This is a genomic window from Tardiphaga sp. 839_C3_N1_4 (assembly GCF_051811045.1).
Classification (GTDB): Bacteria; Pseudomonadota; Alphaproteobacteria; order Rhizobiales; family Xanthobacteraceae; genus Tardiphaga.
Window position 1 is genome coordinate 3426759 of the sequence record NZ_JBPWQD010000001.1, and the last position, 20816, is coordinate 3447574.

A 20816-nucleotide genomic window follows, 5' to 3' on the forward strand; every position below is an offset into this window, starting at 1 on the left:
TCATCCCGAGACGCCAAACGTTTTCTGCGTGATACCTATTTGCAGGTATATTTCTCGGGAATTGCTCAAGGCAGAAGCTCCGTTCGATGGCGCCCGCGTGGTGCTTGTGTGAATCTCTGCCCATCCGAATCAAATGCGCCGTCCAGCGATGATTCCACACCACACGATACATTCACGACAACGAGAGCTGCGCGATGCTTGACCTGACCGACACCCACGAATTCGTGCTGGCAACCGCACGATCGTTCGGCGCCGAGGTAACCTCGCCGTGGTTCTATCTGCAGCTCGGACTGATGATGGCCGGCGGCGGGATTGCCTTCGCCATCGGGGCCGCAATCCGCTCGCGAGTCGATATGACCTCGCTGGCGATGGGCTGGCCGGCGCCGCTGCGCATGTTCATGCGTATTCTCGTCGGCAGCGCAGCCACCGCGGCCTTTGCCATCCTGATGACCCTCGACCGCGAGATCATGCTGAGCGTGACATGGCCGAGCCGCAGCTATTTGCTGTCGGTGGCCGCGAAGCTTGCACTCGCCTGGCTCGTGATCCGGCTTGTCACCAGCGTGATCCGCAACGAATTCCTGGTCCGGCTGGTGTCGATCTCGGCCTGGCTCGTGGCGGCCCTCAGCATTGTCGGCCAGCTGCAGCCGACCATCACCATGCTGGATGCGAACGGGATCGATCTCGGCGGCCTCCGGCTGACCCCGCTGCTCTTGATCAAGCTCGGCGTCTTGCTCGCAGTGGCGCTGTGGCTCTCGAACATCGCCAGCAATTTTCTGGAAGGCCGGATCAGGCAGTCCCATGATCTCACACCTTCGATCCAGGTCCTGCTGATCAAGCTGGTGCGCCTTCTCTTGATGGTGTTCGCCGTCGCTCTCGTCATGGGTGCGGTCGGCATCAATCTTTCGGCGCTCGCAGTGTTCTCAGGCGCAGTCGGTGTCGGTATCGGTTTCGGCCTGCAGAAGATCGTCGCCAATTTCATCAGCGGCGTGATCCTGCTGGCGGACAAATCGGTGAAGCCCGGCGACCTCGTCACCATCGGCGACAGCTCCGGCCGCATCAGTGCGATGAATACGCGCTACATCTCGGTCGCCGCGGGCGACGGCCGCGAGTTCCTGATCCCGAACGAGGACCTCATCACCCAGAAGGTGGTGAACTGGACTTATACGGACAAGGATACGCTGGTGAAGGTCAATTTCAGCGCCAATTACGATGCGGATCCGCGCGTCGTCTGCAAGCTGGCTATCGACGTCGCAACGGCATCGCCACGGGCCAATACGGCCAAGACGCCAAACTGCATCCTCACCGAATTCGCCGAAGCCGGCATGAAATTCTCGCTGACCTTCTGGATCGACTCGCCCGATGGCATGGATGCCGTGAAGAGTGAGGTGATGCTGGGACTGTGGGATGCCTTCAAGCGTGAGGGCATCCGCGTGCCCTATCCGGTCCGCGAGCTGAAAATTCGTGGTGGGGCTCTACCGGTCGAAACCATCGTCGAAGTCGCATCCGGTCCGGAATAGGTCCCGATGAAGCTTCCGGCCGACCTCGTTCCGGCGACGCTGCTGCGGCGCTACAAGCGCTTCCTTGCCGATGTCGAGCTCGCCGATGGCAGCGTGATCACCGCCCATGTCGCCAATCCCGGCGCGATGCTCGGCCTGCAGGCGGCCGGCGCGCGGGTCTGGCTGTCCAAGTCGCCGAGCAAGACCCGCAAGCTGCCTTTTTCGTGGGAGCTGATCGAAGCCGATTTCGGCAGTGGCCCGGAGCTGGTCGGCGTCAATACGATGCACCCCAATGCCATCGTCGCCGAGGCGCTGGCCGCCAACGCGATCCCCGAACTCTCCGGCTACGACATCGTCCGCCGCGAGGTGAAATATGGTGCGGCGTCGCGGGTGGATTTCCTGCTGGAACACCCGTCGCGGCCACCCTGCTATGTCGAGGTCAAGAACGTCCACATGATGCGCCAGCCCGGATTGGCCGAGTTCCCGGATTCCGTCACCGCACGCGGCGCCCGGCATCTCGACGAATTGGCCGGCATGGTCGCCACAGGCGCCCGGGCCGTAATGCTGTTCGTGGTCCAGATCGGGTCGTCCACGGCTTTTGCGCTGGCGCGGGATATCGACCCGGCCTATGGCCGCGCCTTCGACAAAGCCCGCGCCGCAGGTGTCGAAGCCATCGCCTATACCTGCCGGATCGACCACGGCAGCATCGTTCTGGCCGGCCGAGTGCCGATTCAGCCATGAATATGGCCGGCTTGGGACCGAGCGATGAGGTCTGAAGGGGCTGCTTCGGCTTGCGCTGACCGCCCCAGCCATTAAATTGGGGCCTCAAATCGCACATTCCCGTCGCATCCTGCCTGGCAAGATCACCTGATGAGCTACGTCGAAGCCTCCGAAACCTCCCAGCGCAAAACCGGTCAGATCAAGCTGCATGGTCCCGCCGCTTTTGCTGGCATGCGCAAGGCCGGCGCGCTGGTGTCGCAGTGTCTCGACGAGCTGACCGATCTGGTGAAGCCGGGCGTGCTGACCTCGGCGATCGACGACTTCGTCCGCGAATTCGCCTTCAGCCATGGCGCCTTTCCGGCCACGCTAATGTATCGCGGCTATCGCTATTCGACCTGCACGTCGATCAATCACGTGGTCTGCCACGGCATGCCCGGCGACCGTGCGCTGAAGGAAGGCGACATCGTCAATGTCGACGTCACCTTCATCGTCGAGGGCTGGTATGGCGATTCCAGCCGCATGTATGGCGTCGGCGAACTCGCCCGCAAGGCGGAGCGTCTGGTCGAGGTCACCTATGAATCGCTGATGCGTGGCATCGCAGTGGTCAAGCCCGGCAATACCACCGGCGACATCGGCCATGCGATCCAGAGCTTCGTCGAACCGCAGCAGATGAGCGTGGTGCGCGACTTCTGCGGCCATGGCCTCGGCCGCATGTTCCATGACGAACCGAATATCATCCATGTCGGCCGCCCCGGCGAGGGCGTGACTTTGCGCCCGGGCATGTTCTTCACGATCGAGCCGATGATCAATCTCGGCAAGCCGCATGTGAAGGTTCTGTCCGACGGCTGGACCGCCGTGACCCGCGACCGGTCGCTGTCGGCGCAATTCGAGCACACCGTCGGCGTGACGGCGACCGGCGTCGAGATTTTCACGCTGTCCAAGCGGCATAACGAACAGCCGCCGACGCCCGTCGCCTAAACTTCAAATCGCCGCAGCGTTACAGACACTTTCTGGTTGCAAATGTAGCCGGGCACGGCATGCTCGCGGATAATGTCCATGCGAGCGTTGGCGCCACATGCCCGTCAGCCCCATCGATCCGACTGCGCCGGGTCTTGCCGAAGCGCAGCATTATCATGGCCATCGGGAGCGACTGCGGGAGCGCTTTCGCAGTGTCGGCGCCGATGCGCTGAGCGACTACGAACTGCTGGAAATGGTGCTGTTCCGCGCGCTGCCGCGCCGTGACGTGAAGCCGCTGGCGAAATCGCTGATCACGAAATTCGGCTCCTTCGCTGAGACGGTGCATGCCCCGGACACGCGGCTCCGCGAAATCGGCGGGCTCGGTGAAGCCGCCATCACCGAGATCAAACTGATCGCCGCTGCCACCAGCCGCGTCGCCAAGGGGCAATTGAAACAGCGCACCGCATTGTCGTCATGGGCCACGGTGATCGACTATTGCCGCACGGCCATGGCCTTCGCCGACAAGGAGCAGTTCCGCATCCTGTTCCTCGACAAACGCAACCAATTGATCTCGGACGAGGTGCAGCAGGTCGGCACCGTCGACCACACACCGGTCTATCCGCGCGAGGTGGTGAAGCGTGCCCTCGAACTGTCCGCGACGGCCATCATCATGGTCCACAACCATCCATCCGGAGATCCCACACCCTCGCAGGCCGATGTGCAGATGACCAAGGCGGTGATCGATATCGCCGCGCCGCTCGGCATCGCGGTACACGATCACATCATCGTCGGCAAACACGGCCATGCGAGCTTGAAGGGGCTGAAGCTGATCTAAGGCAACTGGCGCCACCTAGTTCTTGGCGGTTTTCAGGTGTTCTTCTGCTGCGCGAATGCCGCCCTTCGCCTTCAGTGTCAACGCAGTTACCTGTGGCTTCCATTCGGAAACCATCTTCTCTGCATTCTTGAGCTCTGGCTCGGACAATGTGGAAGCCATCTCATTCACGTTTTTCTTGGGTGGTATTTGAGAAAGCTTGAAATACGCATACGCCAAAGATGCATCCCTTGGCGTGCCCTTTCCTGCAAAATACGAACGAGACAAACTAAAGAGGGCGCCCGGATATCCCTGATCGCCCGCCCGCTTCCACCATTTCAACGCTTCTTCCGGATTTTCGCGGCGATCATACAGGTTGGCAACGTCGTGCTGGGCAAGCGAATAGCCGGCTTCGGCCGCAACAAGTTTGTACTTCAAAGCTTGATCGGCGTTGGATTCTACGACGCCCGCGCCTTGCCCGTCATAATAACACCCAAGCTTATAGGCGCCCAGCGGGTCGTTGGACGCGGCTGATTTTTGAAACCACTCAAAGGCCTGCCTACGATCCTGTTGTGTGCCGATGCCATTATTGTACATCATGCCCACATGATATTGCGCCTCTGCATCTCCCTTGTTCGCCAATGCGACCATTGCACTAAAGGTGTCTGCGTCGTTTGCGTTGGCAGGCATTGAGAAAAATAAAAGGCACGAAAAAGCCAAGGCGAAAAATTTCATCTCACCCTCCAATCGGGTTTGAACCATTTCATCTTGGTCACGTGCAGCGGAAATAGGTTCGAAGAAGCTGGTTTGAACCGGACGGATTGATGCGTAGGGCGCAATCCGGGCACCCCGTCTTCGCAGGGGCGACCAAAGCGAGTGCGAGCCAGCTCCTACTGCCGCAGCAGGATCAGCGGATCGGCACTATCGGGCACACGGCGCCACTGCGCATTATCATCGGCCTCGAAATGCCAAGTCTCGCCTGATGCCGACATCATCAGCAATTCGCCGCGTTCGAGACGCCACTGCTTGGGATTGAAATTCGCCACCAAGGGGTCGCAGCGCGGCTTCAGGAACACGGCGAAATTATCCTGGGTCGTCTCGGTATTGGTCAGCGTCAGACCGCAGACCACGCGGCCGCTGCCGCGCACCATCGACCAGTCGCCAATCATCTGGTCCATCGACTTGGTCAGCGAGCGGGCGGCCGCCAAGTTCTGCAGGATATAGACGCCCTCGCCAGTGCGAATGCCCTCGAAGATGCCGCTCTCCACCTCGGTGAAATCGATCACCGCTTCGCCCGTCGGATTCTGCAGCCGGACGATATCGAGCCCCTTGATGTTCCAGGCCGCGATATCCTTGGTGAAAGGCAGCGCCTTCGCGCAATCCGGTTCGAGTTCGAGCTTCAGCCCCTGCGGCGACGTGTCGTTCTTCAGCGTCACCACGCAGGTCTTGCTGCGTTCGGTGGTGGAGAGCTCCCACTGCCCGATCATGTTTTTTCGAAGGGTGGCAGCATCCTGAGCTCGTGCCGGTGCGCCGACGAGCATCACGCCGGCAACTGCCAGCGCAAAATATCGACAGAGCACCGACGCGTGTCCCACGATCAGCGTCCCTTTATCGGTGTTTCCGCAATCGGCGTCGTCGGCGCCTTGCCGGCAAACCAGAGCTTGAGGTTGTCGACCACCAGCTGATCCATCGCGTTGCGCGTCACCACCGACGCCGAGCCGACATGCGGCAGCAGCACGACGTTCTGCATCGACTTCAGCTCGTCCGGCACTTTCGGTTCCTGCGCGAACACGTCGAGGCCAGCAGCCAGAATGGTGCCCGATTTGAGCGCCGCAATCAGTGCAGGTTCATCGATCACCGAACCGCGCGCGATATTGATGATGATGCCGCGCGGACCGAGCGCCTGCATGACTTCCGCATTGACGAGATTAGCCGTCGACGGCCCGCCCGGCGTAATGACGATCAGTGTATCCACCGCCTTCGCCATCTCGATCAGGTTCGGATAGTGCTTGTGCGAGACGCCAGCCGCGGGGTTCCGCGAGTGATAGACCACCGGCACCAGCGAGGCGTCGAGACGGCGCGCGATGGCCTGACCGATGCGGCCCATGCCCACCATGCCGACCTTGCGGTCGCGCAGCGAGCCGACCGTGAGCGGATAAGGCTGTGTCCGCCACAGGCCCGAACGGACATATTTATCCGCCTTGATGAATTCGCGGGCAGTGGCGATGAACAGGCCGAGCGCCGTATCGGCGACTTCCTCGGTCAGCACATCCGGCGTGTTGGTGACGAGGATATTGTTCTCGGCGGCATATTTGGCGTCGATGTGATCATAGCCGACGCCGAACGAGGAGATGATCTCGACCTTGGGATATTTCGCCAGCACGGCGCTGTTGGTCGGCACCAGGCCAGTCACGGCGATACCGCGGATTTTCTCGGCAACGCCCGCCGGCAGCCGTTCGAGATCGTGCTGGGTTTCATATTTATGCAATACGAACTGATCCGAGAAACCGTTATTGATCAGCGGCTTCGTTGGCCCGTAGATCAGCAGGTCGATTTTGTCCGAAGAGATTCCCGTCCCCATTATTTTTCCTTTCGCAGTGCACTCTCATGCCAGCGCCTCAACACAACGTGGGATACCAGCGCGAGCAGCATATAAATCACAATCCCCGCAACGGACAGCAACAATAACGCGGCGAACATTCGGGGAATATTGAGGCGATAGCTGGATTCCGAAATGCGATAGGCGAGGCCCGAACCCGCGCCGGCCGCCCCCGCCGCGATTTCCGCCGCCACCGCGCCGATCAGCGACAATCCGCCGGCAATGCGCAATCCGCCAAGTATGAATGGCAGCGCCGCCGGAAGCTTCAGATAGCACAGCACCTGCCAACGTGATGCGCGATAGAGCTGAAACAGCCCCGCCAGATTGCGATCCACCGAATTGAGGCCCAGCGTCGTATTGGCCAGCACCGGGAAGAACGCCACGATCCAGGCGCAGACAACGACGGCCGTCTGCTGCGGCAGATAGATCAGCATCAACGGCGCGATGGCGATGACGGGTGTCACCTGCAGCACGATGGCATAAGGCAGCAGGGAATATTCCAGCCATTTGGACTGGTTGAACATTAGCGCCAGCGCGATACCGCCGACGGCCGCGGCGATGAAGCCCTCCAGCGCTGTCAGCAATGTCACGCCGAGCGATTCAGACAGGATCGACCAGTCGGCGATCAGTGTCTGAAAGACAAGCAAGGGGCCGGGCAGCAGATAGGGCGGGATGTCGCCGATCCGGACGACGAGATCCCACAACACGATTCCGGCGACGAACACGACCACCGGCCAGACGATGCGCTGCCATTGCATATCGCTGCCCGGCGCGACCGAACCGCGATCGACTGCGGGCAATGGCTCCAGTCCTTTCATGCCCGCGCCTTTGTCTCATTGAATGCCGGGTCACTGGCCGCCATCAGTGCTTGCGAAACATCGCGGCAATAGCCGGCATAGGCCATCGAGGTGCGAAACGCGTCGTCGCGCGGTTCGGCGGATTCGATACGGCATTCGGCGCTGACACGACCAGGCCGTGAGGTCATCACCACAACGCGCTGCGACAGATAAACCGACTCGAACACCGAATGGGTGACGAAGATGACCGTCTTGCCGAGTTCGCGCCACAACATCAGCAAGTCGTTGTTGAGCCGGAAGCGCGTGATCTCGTCGAGCGCTGCAAAGGGCTCGTCCATCAGCAGGATATCCGGCTCAGTCACCAGCGCGCGGGCCAGCGACGCGCGCATCTTCATGCCGCCCGACAATTCGCGTGGATAGGCTCCGGCGAAGTCCGCGAGACCGACCTGTGCGAGCACCTCGTTCACGCGCACGCTCGATTGAGCATCCGGCATATGCGCCAGCTTCAAGGGCAGCCGTACATTCTCCCGGATTGTGCTCCACGGCATCAGCGTCGGCTCCTGGAACACGAAACCGATGGCGTGACCGCGGCTCTGCGCAGCGACATCTAAAGTGCCCGCTGACGGCGCGATCAGGCCGGCGATCAGACGTAATGCAGTAGATTTGCCGCAGCCGGACGAGCCCAACAGCGAGACGAACTCGCCCTTGCGGATATCGAGATCAAGCGGCCCTAGCGCCACGGTGCCGTTGTCATAGACCTTCGTGACACCGCGCAGACGCACGGCGGTGGGGGGATCGCTCGACGACAACGCAGGTTCGACCATCTGCCGGGCTACTTCTTCGGCCGGAGATCGAGACCGACACCCTTGTTGATGAACTGCAGCGTATAGGCCTTGCGATAGTCGATGTCGCGCTTGACCACACCTGCGCGTGACATCTTGTCGAAGAAGCTGGCGACACGCGCCTCACTCATGGCGCCGATACCGTCTTTCAGCGTGTCACCTGAGTCGACGATGCCGTATTCCTTCATCTTGGCGATGGAATAGGCCAGCAGGTCATCGGTCATTTCGGGGTTGAGCTTCTTGATAACCTCATTGGCGGCTTTGTTGTCGCCATAGAGATAGTTGTACCAGCCAATCATCGAGGCATCGACGAAACGCTGGACAAGGTCCGGCTTCTTGTCGACCCATTCGCGGCGCGTTTCGATCAAGGTCGAATAGCCATCGAAACCGTAATCCGCGAGCAGCATCACGGTTGGCTTGAAATTGGCCTGCTTCTCGACCACGAACGGCTCGGACGTGACATAGCCCTGCATCGCGCTGTTCTTGTCGACGATGAAAGGCTGAGCATTATAGGTGTAAGGCTTGACCTTGGACGCGCTGAAGCCAAGCTCGGATCGCATCCATTGGAAATAGCCGGCGACGCCCTCCTTCGAGATCAGCAGCGTCATCGGCTTGAGGTCTTCGAGCTTGGTCACCTTGGGATTGGGATGCGCCAGAAAGACCTGCGGGTCCTTCTGGAAGATCGCGGCGACAGCGACCACCGGCACATTATTGGCGACGGCATCGAAGGATTGCAGCGTGTTTGCGCTCATGAAGAAGTCGAGCTTGCCCGAGATCAACAGGATGCGATTGTTCACGTTCGGCCCGCCCGGCACGATGGTGACGTCGAGCCCGTAATTCTTGTAGGTGCCGTCCGCGACCGCCTGGAAGAAGCCGCCATGTTCAGCCTCGGCCACCCAATTGGTTCCGAAACTGACCTTGTCGAGCCTGGTTTCCGCTGTAGCGGGCGACCACGCAGCCATCACGACCAGTGCGCCAATGGTTAACGCGCGCAGCAGGGATATCGGGCTCATATTGGACTCCGTCGACCGTTATGGCCCATGATAGGAAGCAATCTGCTGCCAGACTACCCTGCAAAATTGACCAAAGAAACGCATCCGCGATGACTGCCAACATGCCGCCCCGCAACTGGACTGACATTCACTGGCCCGACATCGTCCAGAGCGATCCGGCCTCCTGGATTGCAGTGCTGCCGCTCGCCGCGACCGAGCAGCACGGGCCGCACCTGCCTCTCGGCACTGACGTCATGATCGCGGAGGCCTATCTTGCAGAGGTTCAGCACCTGCTGCCTGCCGATATTCCGGCGACGTTTCTGCCGCTTCAACCTGTGGGCATTTCAACCGAGCACCTCGCCTTTCCCGGTACGCTGACCCTGCCGACCGAGATCGCATTGCAGACCTGGACCGCGATCGGCGAAAGCGTCGCGCGCGCCGGCGTTCAGAAACTCGTGATCGTCACTAGCCACGGCGGCAACAGTGCAGCAATGACGCTCGCGGCGCAGGACCTGCGCGCCGAATACGGCATGCTGGTCGCCACCACCGGATGGAATCGGTTTGGCGCGCCGGATGGCCTGTTCACCGACGAAGAATTGCGTCACGGGATTCATGGCGGCGCCGTGGAAACATCGATCATGCTGGCACGCTATCCGCGTCACGTGCGCAACGACAAGATCGCAAATTTCGCATCGTCAGCGATTACGATGGAGAAAAACTATCGCTGGCTCTCCGCAAGCCGGCCCGCGCCATTCGCGTGGCAGGCCGAAGACCTCAATCCCAGCGGCGCGATTGGCGACGCCACGCAGGCATCAGCCGACAAGGGCGAGAAACTGCTGGCACACGGCGCAAACGCGTTCTGCGAATTGCTCGCGGACATGCATCGCTTCGACGTGACAGCGTTTGATCGCGAACCGGATGCCGGCGTGTGAGATGTGGTTAACCGCGGATTGCGCGATTCACGCGACGACATATTCTGCGCGGATGACGACACAATCCTGAAACCAAATAGTTCGACCGGGCCTCGAACCCGATCCGTTTGGGCTCCGACTGATTGGCATGCAGGCCACGATGGCTGCACTTCAACAGGATGGAGTTATCCCATGTCGATCAAGTCCAAGATTGCTGCTTTCGCTCTCGTTGCTCTCACCGCTGCCGGCACCATGGCATCGTCCCAGCAGGCTCAGGCCAAGGGCCCGGGCATCGGCTTCGGCATCGCTGCCGGTGTAGTCGGCGCCGCAGTCGTCGGCAGCGCCATCGCCGCCAACAACGGCTACTACGGTTACGGATATCGCTGCGGCTGGGTCCGCCAGTATGACGGCTACGGCAACTATGTCGGCCGCGTCCGGACCTGCAACTACTAATCTCTTGATCGACTGACGTGGATTTGCGTCCGACACGGGCGCCTCATCCACCCCGTGTCGCACCAGACCCGCTCGGTTGTCCCCCCGAGCGGGTCATTTTTTTTGCGCTCGTCGAATGCCTTTCGAGGCCTGCCGGACGGCTACCGTTATCCAACCGTCATGATCCGCTGCCACTGAAACATGCTTCTCCAGTTGCTTCTTGCTATTGCGAATTAGTTGCAATTATAGTCAGGGAATCGACGGGTTGCTCATTTTGTTTCGTTTTGTCTCATGACGACCTTCGATACCCCCAAGGTTATGGGCGAATCGACTATTTTTGTGGAATATCAAACGGTTCGTCGCATGATCGGCGGCGACCTAAAGCGAGAAACAACGGCCGCATGAAGTACCCCGATCGATCACGAGCATTGTCGTGAAGCGCGTTCTGGCCGGTTTTGCGCTGGGTGCACTGGCATTCGATGGCTCTGCGATCGCGGCCGATATTTCGCCCGGCATGGCGCTGAAAGCGCCCCGCCTGGTTTACGACTGGACCGGGTTTTATCTCGGCGGTCACATCGGCTATGGCGGCGGCAGCTTTGGTCCCGGCGCTAATGCGATGCCCGCGCAGGGCGTTCTCCTGCCGCCTTCGCCGACCGGCCTGATCGGCGGCTACCAGATCGGCTACAACAGGCAGCTCAGCAACAACGTCGTGCTGGGCTTCGAGGCCGACGCCACGTTCAGCAGTCCGCAGGACGCAGCGCGGTTGATGCCAGCGCCTTTCCATACGACCTTCGACTATTTTGCGACCGCACGTGGCCGCATCGGCTACGCCTTCGGCGCGTTGATGCCTTACGTCACCGGTGGCGTGGCGTGGGGGCGCACCAAGCTCAATCTCAACGATGCCGACGGCGACCTCATATCATCGGCGACCCGCACCCATTTCGGCTGGACCGCCGGCGCGGGCGTCGAATTTGCTGTCGGCGGCAACTGGACGGCCAAAGTCGAATACGCCTATCTCGATTTGATGCGGCAGACCTATGACCTCGGCAATGCCGGGCTGCCGAATGTGAGCGTTGATCCGAATATTCACACCGTCAAAGTCGGCTTGAATTATCGGCTGTGGGACACGCCGCCATGGTTGCCGTCAGCCTCCATCGCCGGCAAGACTGTGCTGCCGGAATCGACAGACTGGAACGTTCACGCCCAGACCACCTTTATCGCGTCCGCCTATCCGCGGATTCGCTCGCCCTATGAAGGCACCAACAGCCTTCCCGGCGGCGGCCAAGGGCGCGAGACCTTTACGACGACAGCGTTCCTCGGCTGGCGGCTGTGGCAGGGCGGTGAGCTCTATCTCAATCCCGAGCTGGCGCAGGGCTTCGGCCTCAACTCCACGCTCGGCCTCGCCGGCTTCTCTAATGGCGAGGCGCAAAAGGGGGGCGCGCCGTTTCCGCGCTTTCGCATGCAGCGCTATTACTTCCGCCAGACGCTTGGCCTCGGCGGCGAACAGGAAGACGTCCCCGACGCCGCCAATCAATTGGCAGGCAAGCGCGACATCGACCGCATCACGCTCACGGTCGGACGCTTCGCAGTGGGTGATTTCTTCGACGGTAATTCCTACGCCAAGGATCCGCGCGCGGACTTCATGAACTGGGCGATGTGGTCATCGGCCGCTTACGACTTTCCAGCCGATCTGCCGGGCTTCACCCGCGGCGCCATCGTTGAACTGAACCGCAAGGACTGGGCAATCCGAGCCGGCCTGTTTCAGGTGCCGGCGCAGCCTAACAACGACGTCCTGACGTTCAAGACCGGCGGCGCGGTCGTCGAATTCGAGGAGCGTCACCAGATCTTCGACCAGCCCGGCAAGCTGCGCGTCGGTGCCTTCATCAATCGCGGCAATACCGGAAGCTATCGCGGCGCGCTGGCGATCGAAGCCAATGATCCCACGCTGGATATCAACGACGTGATGTCCTCGATCCGCCGCGCCAGCGACAAATACGGCTTCTACGTCAACGGTGAGCAGCAGGTTGCCACTGACGTTGGCATCTTCGGACGCGTCAGCTGGAACGACGGCCAGAACGAGATCCTGTCCTTCACCGATATCGACCGCAGCGTCTCTGCCGGCGTCTCGATCAAGGGCAGCCATTGGGGCCGCGCCAATGACACGATCGGCTTAGGCGGCGCGATCAACGGCCTGTCCGCTGCGCATCGCGACTTCCTCGCCGCTGGCGGCAACGGATTGCTGATCGGCGACGGACGGCTGAATTACGGCACCGAGCGCATCCTCGAAACCTATTACGCCTATGCCATCGACAAGAACTTCACCCTCACGGCCGACTACCAGCTGATTGCGAACCCTGCCTACAACAAGGATCGCGGACCGGTCTCGATCTTTTCAGGCCGATTGCACGGCGAGTTCTAGGGCATTTTCGAGCGAACTGGACACCGCTTCGCGCCGAAGAAAACGCGGCGAACAAAACTCTAGGCCGAACGTTCCAGAGCTGCTGGCAGGAACGAGCCCGCTTGCGCCATCTCCCATGCATCGCGAAAGCGCTTGTCGCCGGTGCCATCGACCAGCTCGTTGTGGCGCAGCGCCGGATACATCCGCGTGAAAGACAGGACGTCGGTGCTGGAGGCGCGGTGCGAGAAATGGATCGGGCGAATATCCTGCGGATGATCGAGCCCGGCTGCCGCAATCAGCTCGGCCAGCGCATGCAACGTCGCCTCGTGATAGTTGTAAACGCGATCGGTCTTCTGCGGCACGGCCAGCGCGCGATTGCGCGTGGGGTCCTGCGTCGTGACGCCGGTCGGGCAACGATCGGTGTGGCAGCTCAGTGACTGGATGCAGCCCAGTGCGAACATGAAGCCGCGCGCCGAATTGCACCAGTCGGCGCCAAGCGCCATGGCGCGGGCGATATCGAAGGCCGTCGCGATCTTGCCGGAGGCGCCGATCTTGATGCGATCACGCGCGCCGATGCCGATCAGCGCATTGTGCACGAAGTTGACGCCCTCGCGCATCGGCATGCCCAGATGGTCCATGAACTCCAGCGGCGCCGCACCCGTGCCGCCTTCATTGCCATCGACGACGATGAAATCCGGATAGATGCCGGTCTGCAGCATCGCCTTGCAGATCGCGAGGAATTCCCAGGGATGACCGATGCACAGCTTGAAGCCGGCCGGCTTGCCGCCGGACAGACGGCGCATCTTGTCGATGAACTCCATCATCTCGATCGGCGTTGAAAACGCCTTGTGATAGGCTGGCGAGATACAGTCCTCGCCCATGGCGACGCCGCGGATGCGCGATATCTCTTCCGATACTTTAGCCGCCGGCAACACGCCGCCATGGCCGGGCTTTGCGCCCTGGCTGATCTTGAGCTCGACCATCTTGATCTGATCGTTGACGGCAAGCTTCGCGAAGGCGTCGGGATCGAAGTTGCCATCGCGCGTGCGGCAACCAAAATAGCCGGAGCCGATCTCCCAGATAAGGTCGCCACCCATTTCCTGGTGATAAGGGCTGACGCCGCCCTCGCCTGTGTCATGGGCGAAGTTGCCACGCTTGGCACCGGCATTCAGCGCGCGGATCGCATTGGGGCTGAGTGCGCCAAAGCTCATGGCCGAGACGTTCAGTACCGAGGCCGAATAGGGCTTGAGGCAATCCGGACCGCCGATGGTGATGCGAAATTGCTCAGTCGCATGCGGCCGCGGCGCGACCGAATGGTGCATCCACTCATAGCCCTCTTCGTAGACGTTCTTCTGCGTACCGAAGGGACGCTTGTCGAGCACCATCTTGGCGCGCTGATAGACCACCGCGCGCGTGTCGCGGCTGAACGGCATGCCATCCTTTTCGCTCTCGAAGAAATACTGCCGCATCTCCGGACGGATTTCTTCGAGCAGGAAGCGGATATGCGCCGAGATCGGATAGTTGCGCAGAACCGCATGGTCCTTTTGCAGCACGTCGTGAATGCCGAGCATGGTCAGGCCGCCGAAGACGATGACCGGGATGACAACGAGAGGGATGACCTTGGGGTCGTGAATGCCAATGCCGACCAGCAGCAAGGTGGCAACGCCGCAGATCGTCAAAACGATGAAGCGCGGCGAGAGGGGAAGCATCAACGTTTCCATAAAATCCTGCCTGACATGAATGGCGCTAGCGTTACACAGACCCGATGACGCAAACATCACAAGCGCGTTGCCGCAGAGCATCGCACCCGAGCGCCCAATCTAGCGCGCCACGCTCAATGAATTGTTGCCAAAAGCGAGAGCCTGAAACGACAAAACCCGCGCCGAAGCGCGGGTTTTGCAGTGCAGTGCATTTCGATGGTGTCGGGCTGCCTTAGCGCTCGACGAAAGCCTTCTCGATCACGAAATGACCGGGCTTGTTGCCGCTGCCTTCGGTGAAATCGCGCTTCTCAAACATGACCTTCAGGTCTTCGAGCATCGCCGGACTGCCGCACAGCATGACGCGGTCGGTGGCGATGTCGAGCAGGCCCTGGCCGATATCCTTGAAGATCTGGCCGGACTCGATCAGGTCGGTGATGCGGCCGCGATTGCGGAAGGGCTCGCGGGTGACCGTTGGATAATAGGTGAACTTGTCCTTCATCAGCTCCCCGAAAAGCTCGTCCTTCTGGAGTCGCTCGACCAGGCGCTCGCCATAGGCCAGCTCCGAGACCTGCCGGCAGCCATGCACCAGCACGACCTGCTCGTACTGCTCATAGACTTCGGGATCCTTGATCAGGCTGGCAAAGGGCGCGAGACCGGTGCCGGTCGACAGCATGAGAAGGCGTTTGCCCGGCAGCAGACTGTCGGTGACCAGCGTGCCCACCGCCTTACGCGCGACCAGGATGGTGTCGCCTTCCTTGATCTTCTGCAGGCGCGAGGTCAGCGGGCCATCCGGCACCTTGATGCTGAAGAATTCCAGCTCTTCCTCGTGGTTCGCGCTGGCCATCGAATAGGCGCGCAGCAGCGGCTTGCCATCGACTTCGAGGCCGATCATGGCGAACTGGCCGTTCTGGAAGCGGAACGAGGTATCGCGGGTGGCTTTGAAGCTGAAAAGTGTATCGGTCCAATGCTGGACAGAAAGAACTTTCTCTCTGTGAAAGGCGCTCATGAGATTTGATTTTCCAGTGCGGGCTTTTTTAGAACAAGTCCATTGTTTGCCGCGTCACGATGCCGAGAAACCATTGCGGCTATTGGCTAATTTTGGTTCTCGCAGCTGCGAATGACAATTAGTCAAAGTAGCCATGAAGTGCAATTGCGGACTGAGGGAGGCGGTCGATTAATTTCCAAAGCAGGTTACCCATGCAGCAGCAGCCCATCTGGCCGCGACATTAAATTACCCGATATGGGAGGTTTCGTTCAATTTCTTGCCGGACACCGTTAATGGTATCCGGCTGGATCGCCCGATCCCGATCCGGTAGTTTCCGGCCACCTCGTTAAAGTCGTCGCAGGCGGCTTTTCGTTCAATCGTCGGCCTGGTCCTTGATGACATCCCTTCGCGACATCCGGGCCGGAAAGGCCACATTCTATCCCGACCAGTCGATCTATGCCGAATACGCTTGCCGCCAGTTCGGGCTGGATTTCGCCGACGTCGATGGCGGAACGGGCCTGATCTTCACGGTCGGCCGCAATGGCAGGAGCGCTTCCTTCGGTGCCGGACGCGGCTCGTTCTTTCCGCAGAACAACGCCACGGCTGCGACGCTGGCGAATGACAAGTATTTCGCCAATGTGCTGATGGAGCGCGCCGGCGTCCCGACTTTGGGCGGGAAATACTTCTTCCTGCATGAGCGTTATCGCGCCCATCGCCCGCCCGGCCACGAACACGCCGACGCCGTCTGGTATTTCGCCGAACTCGGTGACCGGGCCTTCATCAAACCGCTGATGGGATCGCGCGGCGACTTTGCGGAGATTGTCGTGGGCGGCGATGCGCTGATGGCCTATCTCAGGCAGGTTGCACAGTATTATGACGCGATCCTGATGCAGCGCATCTATACCGGCCAGGAATATCGCGTGTTCATCCTCGACGACGAGGTCGTGTATTGCGCGCAGAAGACGTCGCCCTTCGTGACGGGCGACGGCAAGGCGACGCTCAGGCAATTGATCGCCGCGGAAACGTCCGCGCTGGACCGCCACGGCATTTCGTCGGTCACGTCAGGTCTCGATGACGCCTCCCTCGATCGCGTGCTGCCATATGGCGAGCGGCGCGCGATTCCCGGCCGGATGAATCGCAGCGCAGGCGGCAGCATGAGCTTTACGGCGCCGGGCAACGAAACTGTTGCCTTTGCGATGGCGCTGCAGGCCGCCAAGGCGCTCGGCCTGCGCGCTGGCGCGGTCGACCTGTTTACGGATATCGACGGAGATGCTGCGGCCTTGCGCGTGATCGAGGTCAATGCCAATCCGTCGATCCGCTTTCTCGAAGACAGCGGCCGCGAGGATCTGATCCTGCGCATCTGGCGGCATACATTCACGGCGATCGGCCTGCTCGATGTTTAACCTGCCCAAATATGGCGACGGCCTCTGCCTCGCCCGGCTGGCGATGCTGCTCGATGCGCTGTCCATCGACCGCATCAGGCTGCGCAGACATTCCGTGGTCGTCACCGGCTCCAACGGCAAGGGCTCGACCGCGGCATTCTGCGCCAGCATCGGACGTGCTTTCGGCCTGCGAACGGGCCTGTTCACGTCACCGCATCTCTATCGCTTCAACGAGCGCTTCCAGATTGACGGCGTGCCTGTCGATGACGAATTGCTGGAAGCCCTCGTACTGCGTGTCGCCACCGCCATCGCCGATCTCAAGCAGCACACGCTGCATGAGACCTTCGGCGCCTTCGAGGCTCAGTTCGCGCTGGCCTGCCTGTATTTCCAGGAGACCGAATGCGAATTCGCCGTGTTCGAGGCGGGCATTGGCGGACGCTACGATCCGGTTCGGCTGGTCGGCGCCGACATCACCTGCGTCACCTCGGTCGATCTCGAACACGTCAACCTGCTCGGCAACTCGCTGGAGCTGATCGCCTGCGACAAGAGCGATGCGTGTATCTCGGGCGGCACCGTCGTCTATGGCGAGAACTGCCTGCCCATGCGCGGCAATCTCGCCGAGTACAACCGCAACCGCAACGTCACCGGCCTGCATATCGGCGACGAGATCACGATCAGCAACGTCTTTGCCTCGGCCAAGGCCCAGGCCTTCAACTGCCGGCTGGGCGCATTCGATCTGCGCGCGCTCGAACTCATGCTGGCCGGCGAGTTCCAACTCAACAACGCCGCCATTGCGGCTGCGCTGTTCATTCTCTGGATGCAGCGCATGCATCCGGATGCGACCACCAGCGCCATCGATCTCGCGGTCCGCACCGGGCTGCGCGATACCAGATGGCCGGGACGGCTCGAGATCGTTCAGCGCGATCCCCTGACCGTCATCGATGTTGGCCATACGCCTGATGGCGTCGCACAGGCCCTGAAGAGCCTTCGCGCCATTCATGGCGATGACAACTGGTTGCTCGTGCTCGGCGTCTCCGGCGACAAGAATGTCGATGATATCGCCAAACACCTCGCGCCCGTCTTCGATACGATCGTGTGCACCCGCGCCTATCACAAGGGCGCAGACGCGCGCGTTGTCGGCGCTGCGGCGCGCAAGGCTCATCCGGCGGCGCGCATTCATGTGGCCAATGCCATGGAAGACGCTGTGCGCCTCAGCCAGCAACTGGCACGCGCGGTGCCGCGCAAGATCTATGTGGCGGGCGGACTGTTCGCGGCGATCGAATATGCCACGGTGCTGCGCGGCGGCAAGGCGCAGGATCTGGTGTTTTTTTGAGAGATTGAGCGGCCTCTCGGCTGTCGTCCCCGCGAAGGCGGGGACCCATACACGCCGATTAAAAGTTTTGGCACTGTGGCTACGGCCGTTTCTAACCTCAGGCTCGGAGGTTATGGGTCCCCGCCTTCGCGGGGACGACATTTGATGGTACCGCGGACTTTATGAAGAACGCTAAGCCTCAATTCGTCCCACCAGCGCTATCGTCCAGCACTTTAAAACTCTCTTCCAGCTGCGGCGAGATCGACACGCCCATGCGCTCGCCTGTCGGCAGGCGTGCGACGAACCATTTGTTGTAGAGCGGGATCAGATCGCGATTCGAGCCGAGGCGCCGGAAGGTACGCTCGACGACGTCACTCAGTTGCTTCTCGCCCTTGCGGAACATGATGCCGTAGGGATCGTAGGACAGGTAGTCGCCGACGACGCGAAACTTGTCCTGCGACTTGTGCCGCGCGATCAGGCCGGACAGCAGGATATCGTCAGTCGCAAACGCATCGGCCTTGCCGTCAACCAGCATCTGGTAACTCTGCTCGTGATCGGGCGAGACCACGATGTTGAGGCCGAGGTTGAACTTCTTGTCGACCGCATGCATCGCCTGTTCGTTGGTGGTGCCTTTGGTGACGACGATGGTCTTGCCTTTGAAGTCGGTCGGCGCGGTACCCGTCGTGGTTTTCGGCACCATCAGCTTGGTGCCGGCGACGAACATCAGCGGCGAGAACGCAACCTGCTTGCGCCGTTCGGCATTGGCTGTGGTCGAGCCGCATTCGAGATCGATCTTGCCGTCGACAACGGCGGGAATGCGATCGTCCGACGTGACCTTGACGTATTCGATCTTCAACGCGGGATCATCAACCTCGATGCCGATGTCCTCGACGATGGCCTCGCAGAGTTCGAGACTGTAGCCGATCGGCCGGCCGGCCTGATCGAGGAACGAGAACGGCGGCGAGCTTTCGCGATAGCCAAGCTTGACCACATGTGCCTTCTTGATCGCCGCCAGCGTCGGACTAAGCCCTTCCGCAGGCGCTTGCGCCTGCGCGGTCGTCGCCAGCAGCAATGCTGCCAGAATTCCGGTAATCGAACCGGTCAAATCATGGCGCATCTTGCACCTCATCCATGCCCGAGAGCGGGGATTTCTCCGGGAATCATGTTGCCCGGCACGACATCATCGGGGCCGAGTTCATGTTCGGGCGCGAGTTCGCCTTCCCATTTCGCGACCACCGCCGTGGCCAACGAGTTGCCGATCACATTGGTGGCGCTGCGACCCATGTCGAGGAAGGTGTCGATACCCATGATCATCAACAGGCCGGCTTCGGGAATGTTGAACTGGCTGAGCGTGGACGCGATCACCACCAGCGAGGCGCGCGGCACGCCGGCCACGCCCTTCGAGGTGATCATCAACGTTGCCAGCATCGCGAGCTGCGTGCCGAGCGACATCTCGATGTGATAGGTCTGCGCGATGAAGATGCTGGCGAAGGTGCAATACATCATCGTGCCGTCGAGATTGAACGAATAGCCCAGCGGCAGCACGAAACTTGAGATGCGCGACGAGGCGCCAAAGCGGTTGAGGCCTTCCAGCGTCTTCGGATAGGCGGCTTCCGAACTTGCCGTGGAGAAGGCGATCATCAGCGGCTCGCGGATCAGCCGCAGCAGATGGCTGTAGCGCGGGCCGATGACGACAAAGCCGACGACGATGAGGATCGCCCACAGGATCGCCAGCGACAGATAGAAGCCGCCCATGAAGACGATCAGCTTCCAGAGTACGCCGAGACCGTTCTTCGATACGGTCGCCATGATCGCCGCCCACACCGCCAGCGGCGCGAACAGCATCACATAGCCTGTCACTTTCAGCATGATGTGACCGAGGTCATCGATCAGCGCCAACATCGGCTTGGAGCGTTCCGGCATCGCGCCCATGGCAACGGCGAAGAAGATGGCGAAGATGACGATCTGCAGGATCTCGTTCTGCGCCATCGCATCCGCGATAGAGGTCGGGATCAGATGGGTCAGGAATTTCTCGATGGAGAAAGCCGACACCGGCAGGCCCGTCGATTGCCCCGCAGCCGGCAGCGTTCCCGGGAAATTCGCGCCGGGCTGCAACAGGTTGACCATCACGAGGCCGAGCAGCAGCGAGATGAAGGAGGCGCTGACGAACCAGCCCATGGTCTTGGCGAAGATGCGGCCGAGCTTGGAGCCCGAGCCCATATGAGCGATGCCGCCGACCAGCGTGGCGAAGACCAGGGGCGCGATGATCATCTTGATCAGGCGCAGAAACAACATGGCGATCAGATTGACGTCGGCCGCGATCTCGACACGGCTATCGGGCAAATAGTTGAAAACCAACGAGCCCATCACGATGCCCAGCGCCATCGCGATCAGAATGTATTGCGTAAACCTGTTCGACATACCGACCCCCGTTACACATTCCCAACTGCGACAGTCTGTCATATTGATCAGGGCACGCAAC

General features: G+C 60.9%; 19 protein-coding genes. 9 read left to right on the plus strand and 10 right to left on the minus strand.

From position 1 onward, the window contains the following. Nucleotides 1–194 precede the first annotated feature (194 nt). The 4 genes from AB8A38_RS16470 to radC all read left to right on the plus strand — a co-directional run bounded on the left by AB8A38_RS16470 (nucleotide 195) and on the right by radC (nucleotide 4008). The gene (locus AB8A38_RS16470; protein WP_439086685.1) at nucleotides 195–1517 is read left to right on the plus strand and encodes a mechanosensitive ion channel family protein; all 1323 of its coding nucleotides are present in this window, start codon (nucleotides 195–197) and stop codon (nucleotides 1515–1517) included. A 6-nt stretch (nucleotides 1518–1523) separates the two neighbouring features. Continuing rightward, a complete protein-coding gene (gene sfsA / locus AB8A38_RS16475) occupies nucleotides 1524–2237 on the plus strand; it encodes a DNA/RNA nuclease SfsA (RefSeq protein WP_439086686.1) in 714 nt (237 codons plus the stop codon). Nucleotides 2238–2366: 129 nt separating this feature from the next. Further along, nucleotides 2367–3194, plus strand: a complete 828-nt coding sequence (gene map / locus AB8A38_RS16480; RefSeq protein WP_439086687.1) for a type I methionyl aminopeptidase — start codon at nucleotides 2367–2369, stop codon at nucleotides 3192–3194. Nucleotides 3195–3291: 97 nt separating this feature from the next. Beyond that, nucleotides 3292–4008 (plus strand): RadC family protein, encoded by a 717-nt coding sequence (radC, locus tag AB8A38_RS16485; RefSeq protein ID WP_439086688.1) that lies wholly within the window; start codon nucleotides 3292–3294, stop codon nucleotides 4006–4008. Nucleotides 4009–4023: 15 nt separating this feature from the next. On the opposite strand, the gene AB8A38_RS16490 is transcribed toward radC, so the two are convergent. From AB8A38_RS16490 to AB8A38_RS16515, 6 genes are all read right to left on the minus strand, one after another. Beyond that, entirely contained in the window at nucleotides 4024–4719 is a 696-nt protein-coding gene (locus AB8A38_RS16490; RefSeq protein ID WP_439086689.1) for a tetratricopeptide repeat protein, read from the minus strand. A 155-nt stretch (nucleotides 4720–4874) separates the two neighbouring features. Then, the gene (locus tag AB8A38_RS16495) at nucleotides 4875–5525 is read right to left on the minus strand and encodes an AprI/Inh family metalloprotease inhibitor (RefSeq protein ID WP_231081229.1); all 651 of its coding nucleotides are present in this window, start codon (nucleotides 5523–5525) and stop codon (nucleotides 4875–4877) included. 56 nt (nucleotides 5526–5581) lie between these two features. Then, on the minus strand, nucleotides 5582–6565 hold the full coding sequence (locus AB8A38_RS16500; RefSeq protein ID WP_439086690.1) for a 2-hydroxyacid dehydrogenase: 984 nt from the start codon (nucleotides 6563–6565) through the stop codon (nucleotides 5582–5584). Continuing rightward, the gene (locus AB8A38_RS16505; protein WP_410001763.1) at nucleotides 6565–7401 is read right to left on the minus strand and encodes an ABC transporter permease; all 837 of its coding nucleotides are present in this window, start codon (nucleotides 7399–7401) and stop codon (nucleotides 6565–6567) included. The genes AB8A38_RS16500 and AB8A38_RS16505 overlap by 1 nt, the downstream gene beginning before the upstream one ends. Then, complete coding sequence (locus AB8A38_RS16510; RefSeq protein ID WP_315840384.1) at nucleotides 7398–8204, minus strand: ABC transporter ATP-binding protein; 807 nt, start codon at nucleotides 8202–8204, stop codon at nucleotides 7398–7400. Before AB8A38_RS16510 ends, AB8A38_RS16505 begins: the two co-directional genes overlap by 4 nt. Nucleotides 8205–8212: 8 nt before the next feature. Then, on the minus strand, nucleotides 8213–9235 hold the full coding sequence (locus AB8A38_RS16515) for an ABC transporter substrate-binding protein (RefSeq protein ID WP_439086691.1): 1023 nt from the start codon (nucleotides 9233–9235) through the stop codon (nucleotides 8213–8215). Nucleotides 9236–9324: 89 nt separating this feature from the next. On the opposite strand from AB8A38_RS16515, the gene AB8A38_RS16520 reads away from it, so the two are divergent. The 3 genes from AB8A38_RS16520 to AB8A38_RS16530 all read left to right on the plus strand — a co-directional run bounded on the left by AB8A38_RS16520 (nucleotide 9325) and on the right by AB8A38_RS16530 (nucleotide 12976). Further along, nucleotides 9325–10146, plus strand: a complete 822-nt coding sequence (locus AB8A38_RS16520; protein WP_439086692.1) for a creatininase family protein — start codon at nucleotides 9325–9327, stop codon at nucleotides 10144–10146. A gap of 171 nt (nucleotides 10147–10317) precedes the next feature. Then, entirely contained in the window at nucleotides 10318–10578 is a 261-nt protein-coding gene (locus AB8A38_RS16525; RefSeq protein ID WP_068733822.1) for a hypothetical protein, read from the plus strand. Between the two features lie 412 nt (nucleotides 10579–10990). Continuing rightward, on the plus strand, nucleotides 10991–12976 hold the full coding sequence (locus AB8A38_RS16530; protein ID WP_439086693.1) for a carbohydrate porin: 1986 nt from the start codon (nucleotides 10991–10993) through the stop codon (nucleotides 12974–12976). 59 nt (nucleotides 12977–13035) lie between these two features. On the opposite strand, the gene AB8A38_RS16535 is transcribed toward AB8A38_RS16530, so the two are convergent. Both AB8A38_RS16535 and AB8A38_RS16540 read right to left on the minus strand, forming a co-directional pair. Beyond that, nucleotides 13036–14676 carry an FMN-binding glutamate synthase family protein gene (locus AB8A38_RS16535; protein ID WP_439086694.1) on the minus strand — a complete coding sequence of 547 codons (1641 nt, stop codon included), beginning with the start codon at nucleotides 14674–14676 and terminating at the stop codon, nucleotides 13036–13038. A gap of 211 nt (nucleotides 14677–14887) precedes the next feature. After that, nucleotides 14888–15661 (minus strand): ferredoxin--NADP reductase, encoded by a 774-nt coding sequence (locus tag AB8A38_RS16540; protein WP_439086695.1) that lies wholly within the window; start codon nucleotides 15659–15661, stop codon nucleotides 14888–14890. A gap of 374 nt (nucleotides 15662–16035) precedes the next feature. Between AB8A38_RS16540 and AB8A38_RS16545 the strand changes: the two genes are divergently transcribed. Further along, nucleotides 16036–17043, plus strand: a complete 1008-nt coding sequence (locus AB8A38_RS16545) for a hypothetical protein (protein WP_439086696.1) — start codon at nucleotides 16036–16038, stop codon at nucleotides 17041–17043. Next, nucleotides 17036–18355 (plus strand): bifunctional folylpolyglutamate synthase/dihydrofolate synthase, encoded by a 1320-nt coding sequence (locus AB8A38_RS16550; RefSeq protein ID WP_315840377.1) that lies wholly within the window; start codon nucleotides 17036–17038, stop codon nucleotides 18353–18355. Before AB8A38_RS16545 ends, AB8A38_RS16550 begins: the two co-directional genes overlap by 8 nt. A gap of 178 nt (nucleotides 18356–18533) precedes the next feature. Here the strand turns inward: AB8A38_RS16550 and AB8A38_RS16555 are convergent, their stop codons facing one another. Further along, complete coding sequence (locus AB8A38_RS16555; RefSeq protein WP_439086697.1) at nucleotides 18534–19451, minus strand: amino acid ABC transporter substrate-binding protein; 918 nt, start codon at nucleotides 19449–19451, stop codon at nucleotides 18534–18536. Nucleotides 19452–19459: 8 nt separating this feature from the next. Continuing rightward, nucleotides 19460–20755 carry a dicarboxylate/amino acid:cation symporter gene (locus tag AB8A38_RS16560; RefSeq protein WP_439086698.1) on the minus strand — a complete coding sequence of 432 codons (1296 nt, stop codon included), beginning with the start codon at nucleotides 20753–20755 and terminating at the stop codon, nucleotides 19460–19462. Nucleotides 20756–20816: the final 61 nt, after the last annotated feature.

Excerpts from the sequence above, each read along its gene's own strand:
- AB8A38_RS16470 (WP_439086685.1), top strand. The coding sequence starts at position 195 with ATGCTTGACCTGACCGACACCCACGAATTCGTGCTGGCAACCGCACGA.
- sfsA (WP_439086686.1), top strand. The coding sequence starts at position 1,524 with ATGAAGCTTCCGGCCGACCTCGTTCCGGCGACGCTGCTGCGGCGCTAC.
- map (WP_439086687.1), top strand. The coding sequence starts at position 2,367 with ATGAGCTACGTCGAAGCCTCCGAAACCTCCCAGCGCAAAACCGGTCAG.
- radC (WP_439086688.1), top strand. The coding sequence starts at position 3,292 with ATGCCCGTCAGCCCCATCGATCCGACTGCGCCGGGTCTTGCCGAAGCG.
- AB8A38_RS16490 (WP_439086689.1), bottom strand. The coding sequence starts at position 4,719 with ATGAAATTTTTCGCCTTGGCTTTTTCGTGCCTTTTATTTTTCTCAATG.
- AB8A38_RS16495 (WP_231081229.1), bottom strand. The coding sequence starts at position 5,525 with ATGCTCGTCGGCGCACCGGCACGAGCTCAGGATGCTGCCACCCTTCGA.
- AB8A38_RS16500 (WP_439086690.1), bottom strand. The coding sequence starts at position 6,565 with ATGGGGACGGGAATCTCTTCGGACAAAATCGACCTGCTGATCTACGGG.
- AB8A38_RS16505 (WP_410001763.1), bottom strand. The coding sequence starts at position 7,401 with ATGAAAGGACTGGAGCCATTGCCCGCAGTCGATCGCGGTTCGGTCGCG.
- AB8A38_RS16510 (WP_315840384.1), bottom strand. The coding sequence starts at position 8,204 with ATGGTCGAACCTGCGTTGTCGTCGAGCGATCCCCCCACCGCCGTGCGT.
- AB8A38_RS16515 (WP_439086691.1), bottom strand. The coding sequence starts at position 9,235 with ATGAGCCCGATATCCCTGCTGCGCGCGTTAACCATTGGCGCACTGGTC.
- AB8A38_RS16520 (WP_439086692.1), top strand. The coding sequence starts at position 9,325 with ATGACTGCCAACATGCCGCCCCGCAACTGGACTGACATTCACTGGCCC.
- AB8A38_RS16525 (WP_068733822.1), top strand. The coding sequence starts at position 10,318 with ATGTCGATCAAGTCCAAGATTGCTGCTTTCGCTCTCGTTGCTCTCACC.
- AB8A38_RS16535 (WP_439086694.1), bottom strand. The coding sequence starts at position 14,676 with ATGGAAACGTTGATGCTTCCCCTCTCGCCGCGCTTCATCGTTTTGACG.
- AB8A38_RS16540 (WP_439086695.1), bottom strand. The coding sequence starts at position 15,661 with ATGAGCGCCTTTCACAGAGAGAAAGTTCTTTCTGTCCAGCATTGGACC.
- AB8A38_RS16545 (WP_439086696.1), top strand. The coding sequence starts at position 16,036 with ATGACATCCCTTCGCGACATCCGGGCCGGAAAGGCCACATTCTATCCC.
- AB8A38_RS16550 (WP_315840377.1), top strand. The coding sequence starts at position 17,036 with ATGTTTAACCTGCCCAAATATGGCGACGGCCTCTGCCTCGCCCGGCTG.
- AB8A38_RS16555 (WP_439086697.1), bottom strand. The coding sequence starts at position 19,451 with ATGCGCCATGATTTGACCGGTTCGATTACCGGAATTCTGGCAGCATTG.
- AB8A38_RS16560 (WP_439086698.1), bottom strand. The coding sequence starts at position 20,755 with ATGTCGAACAGGTTTACGCAATACATTCTGATCGCGATGGCGCTGGGC.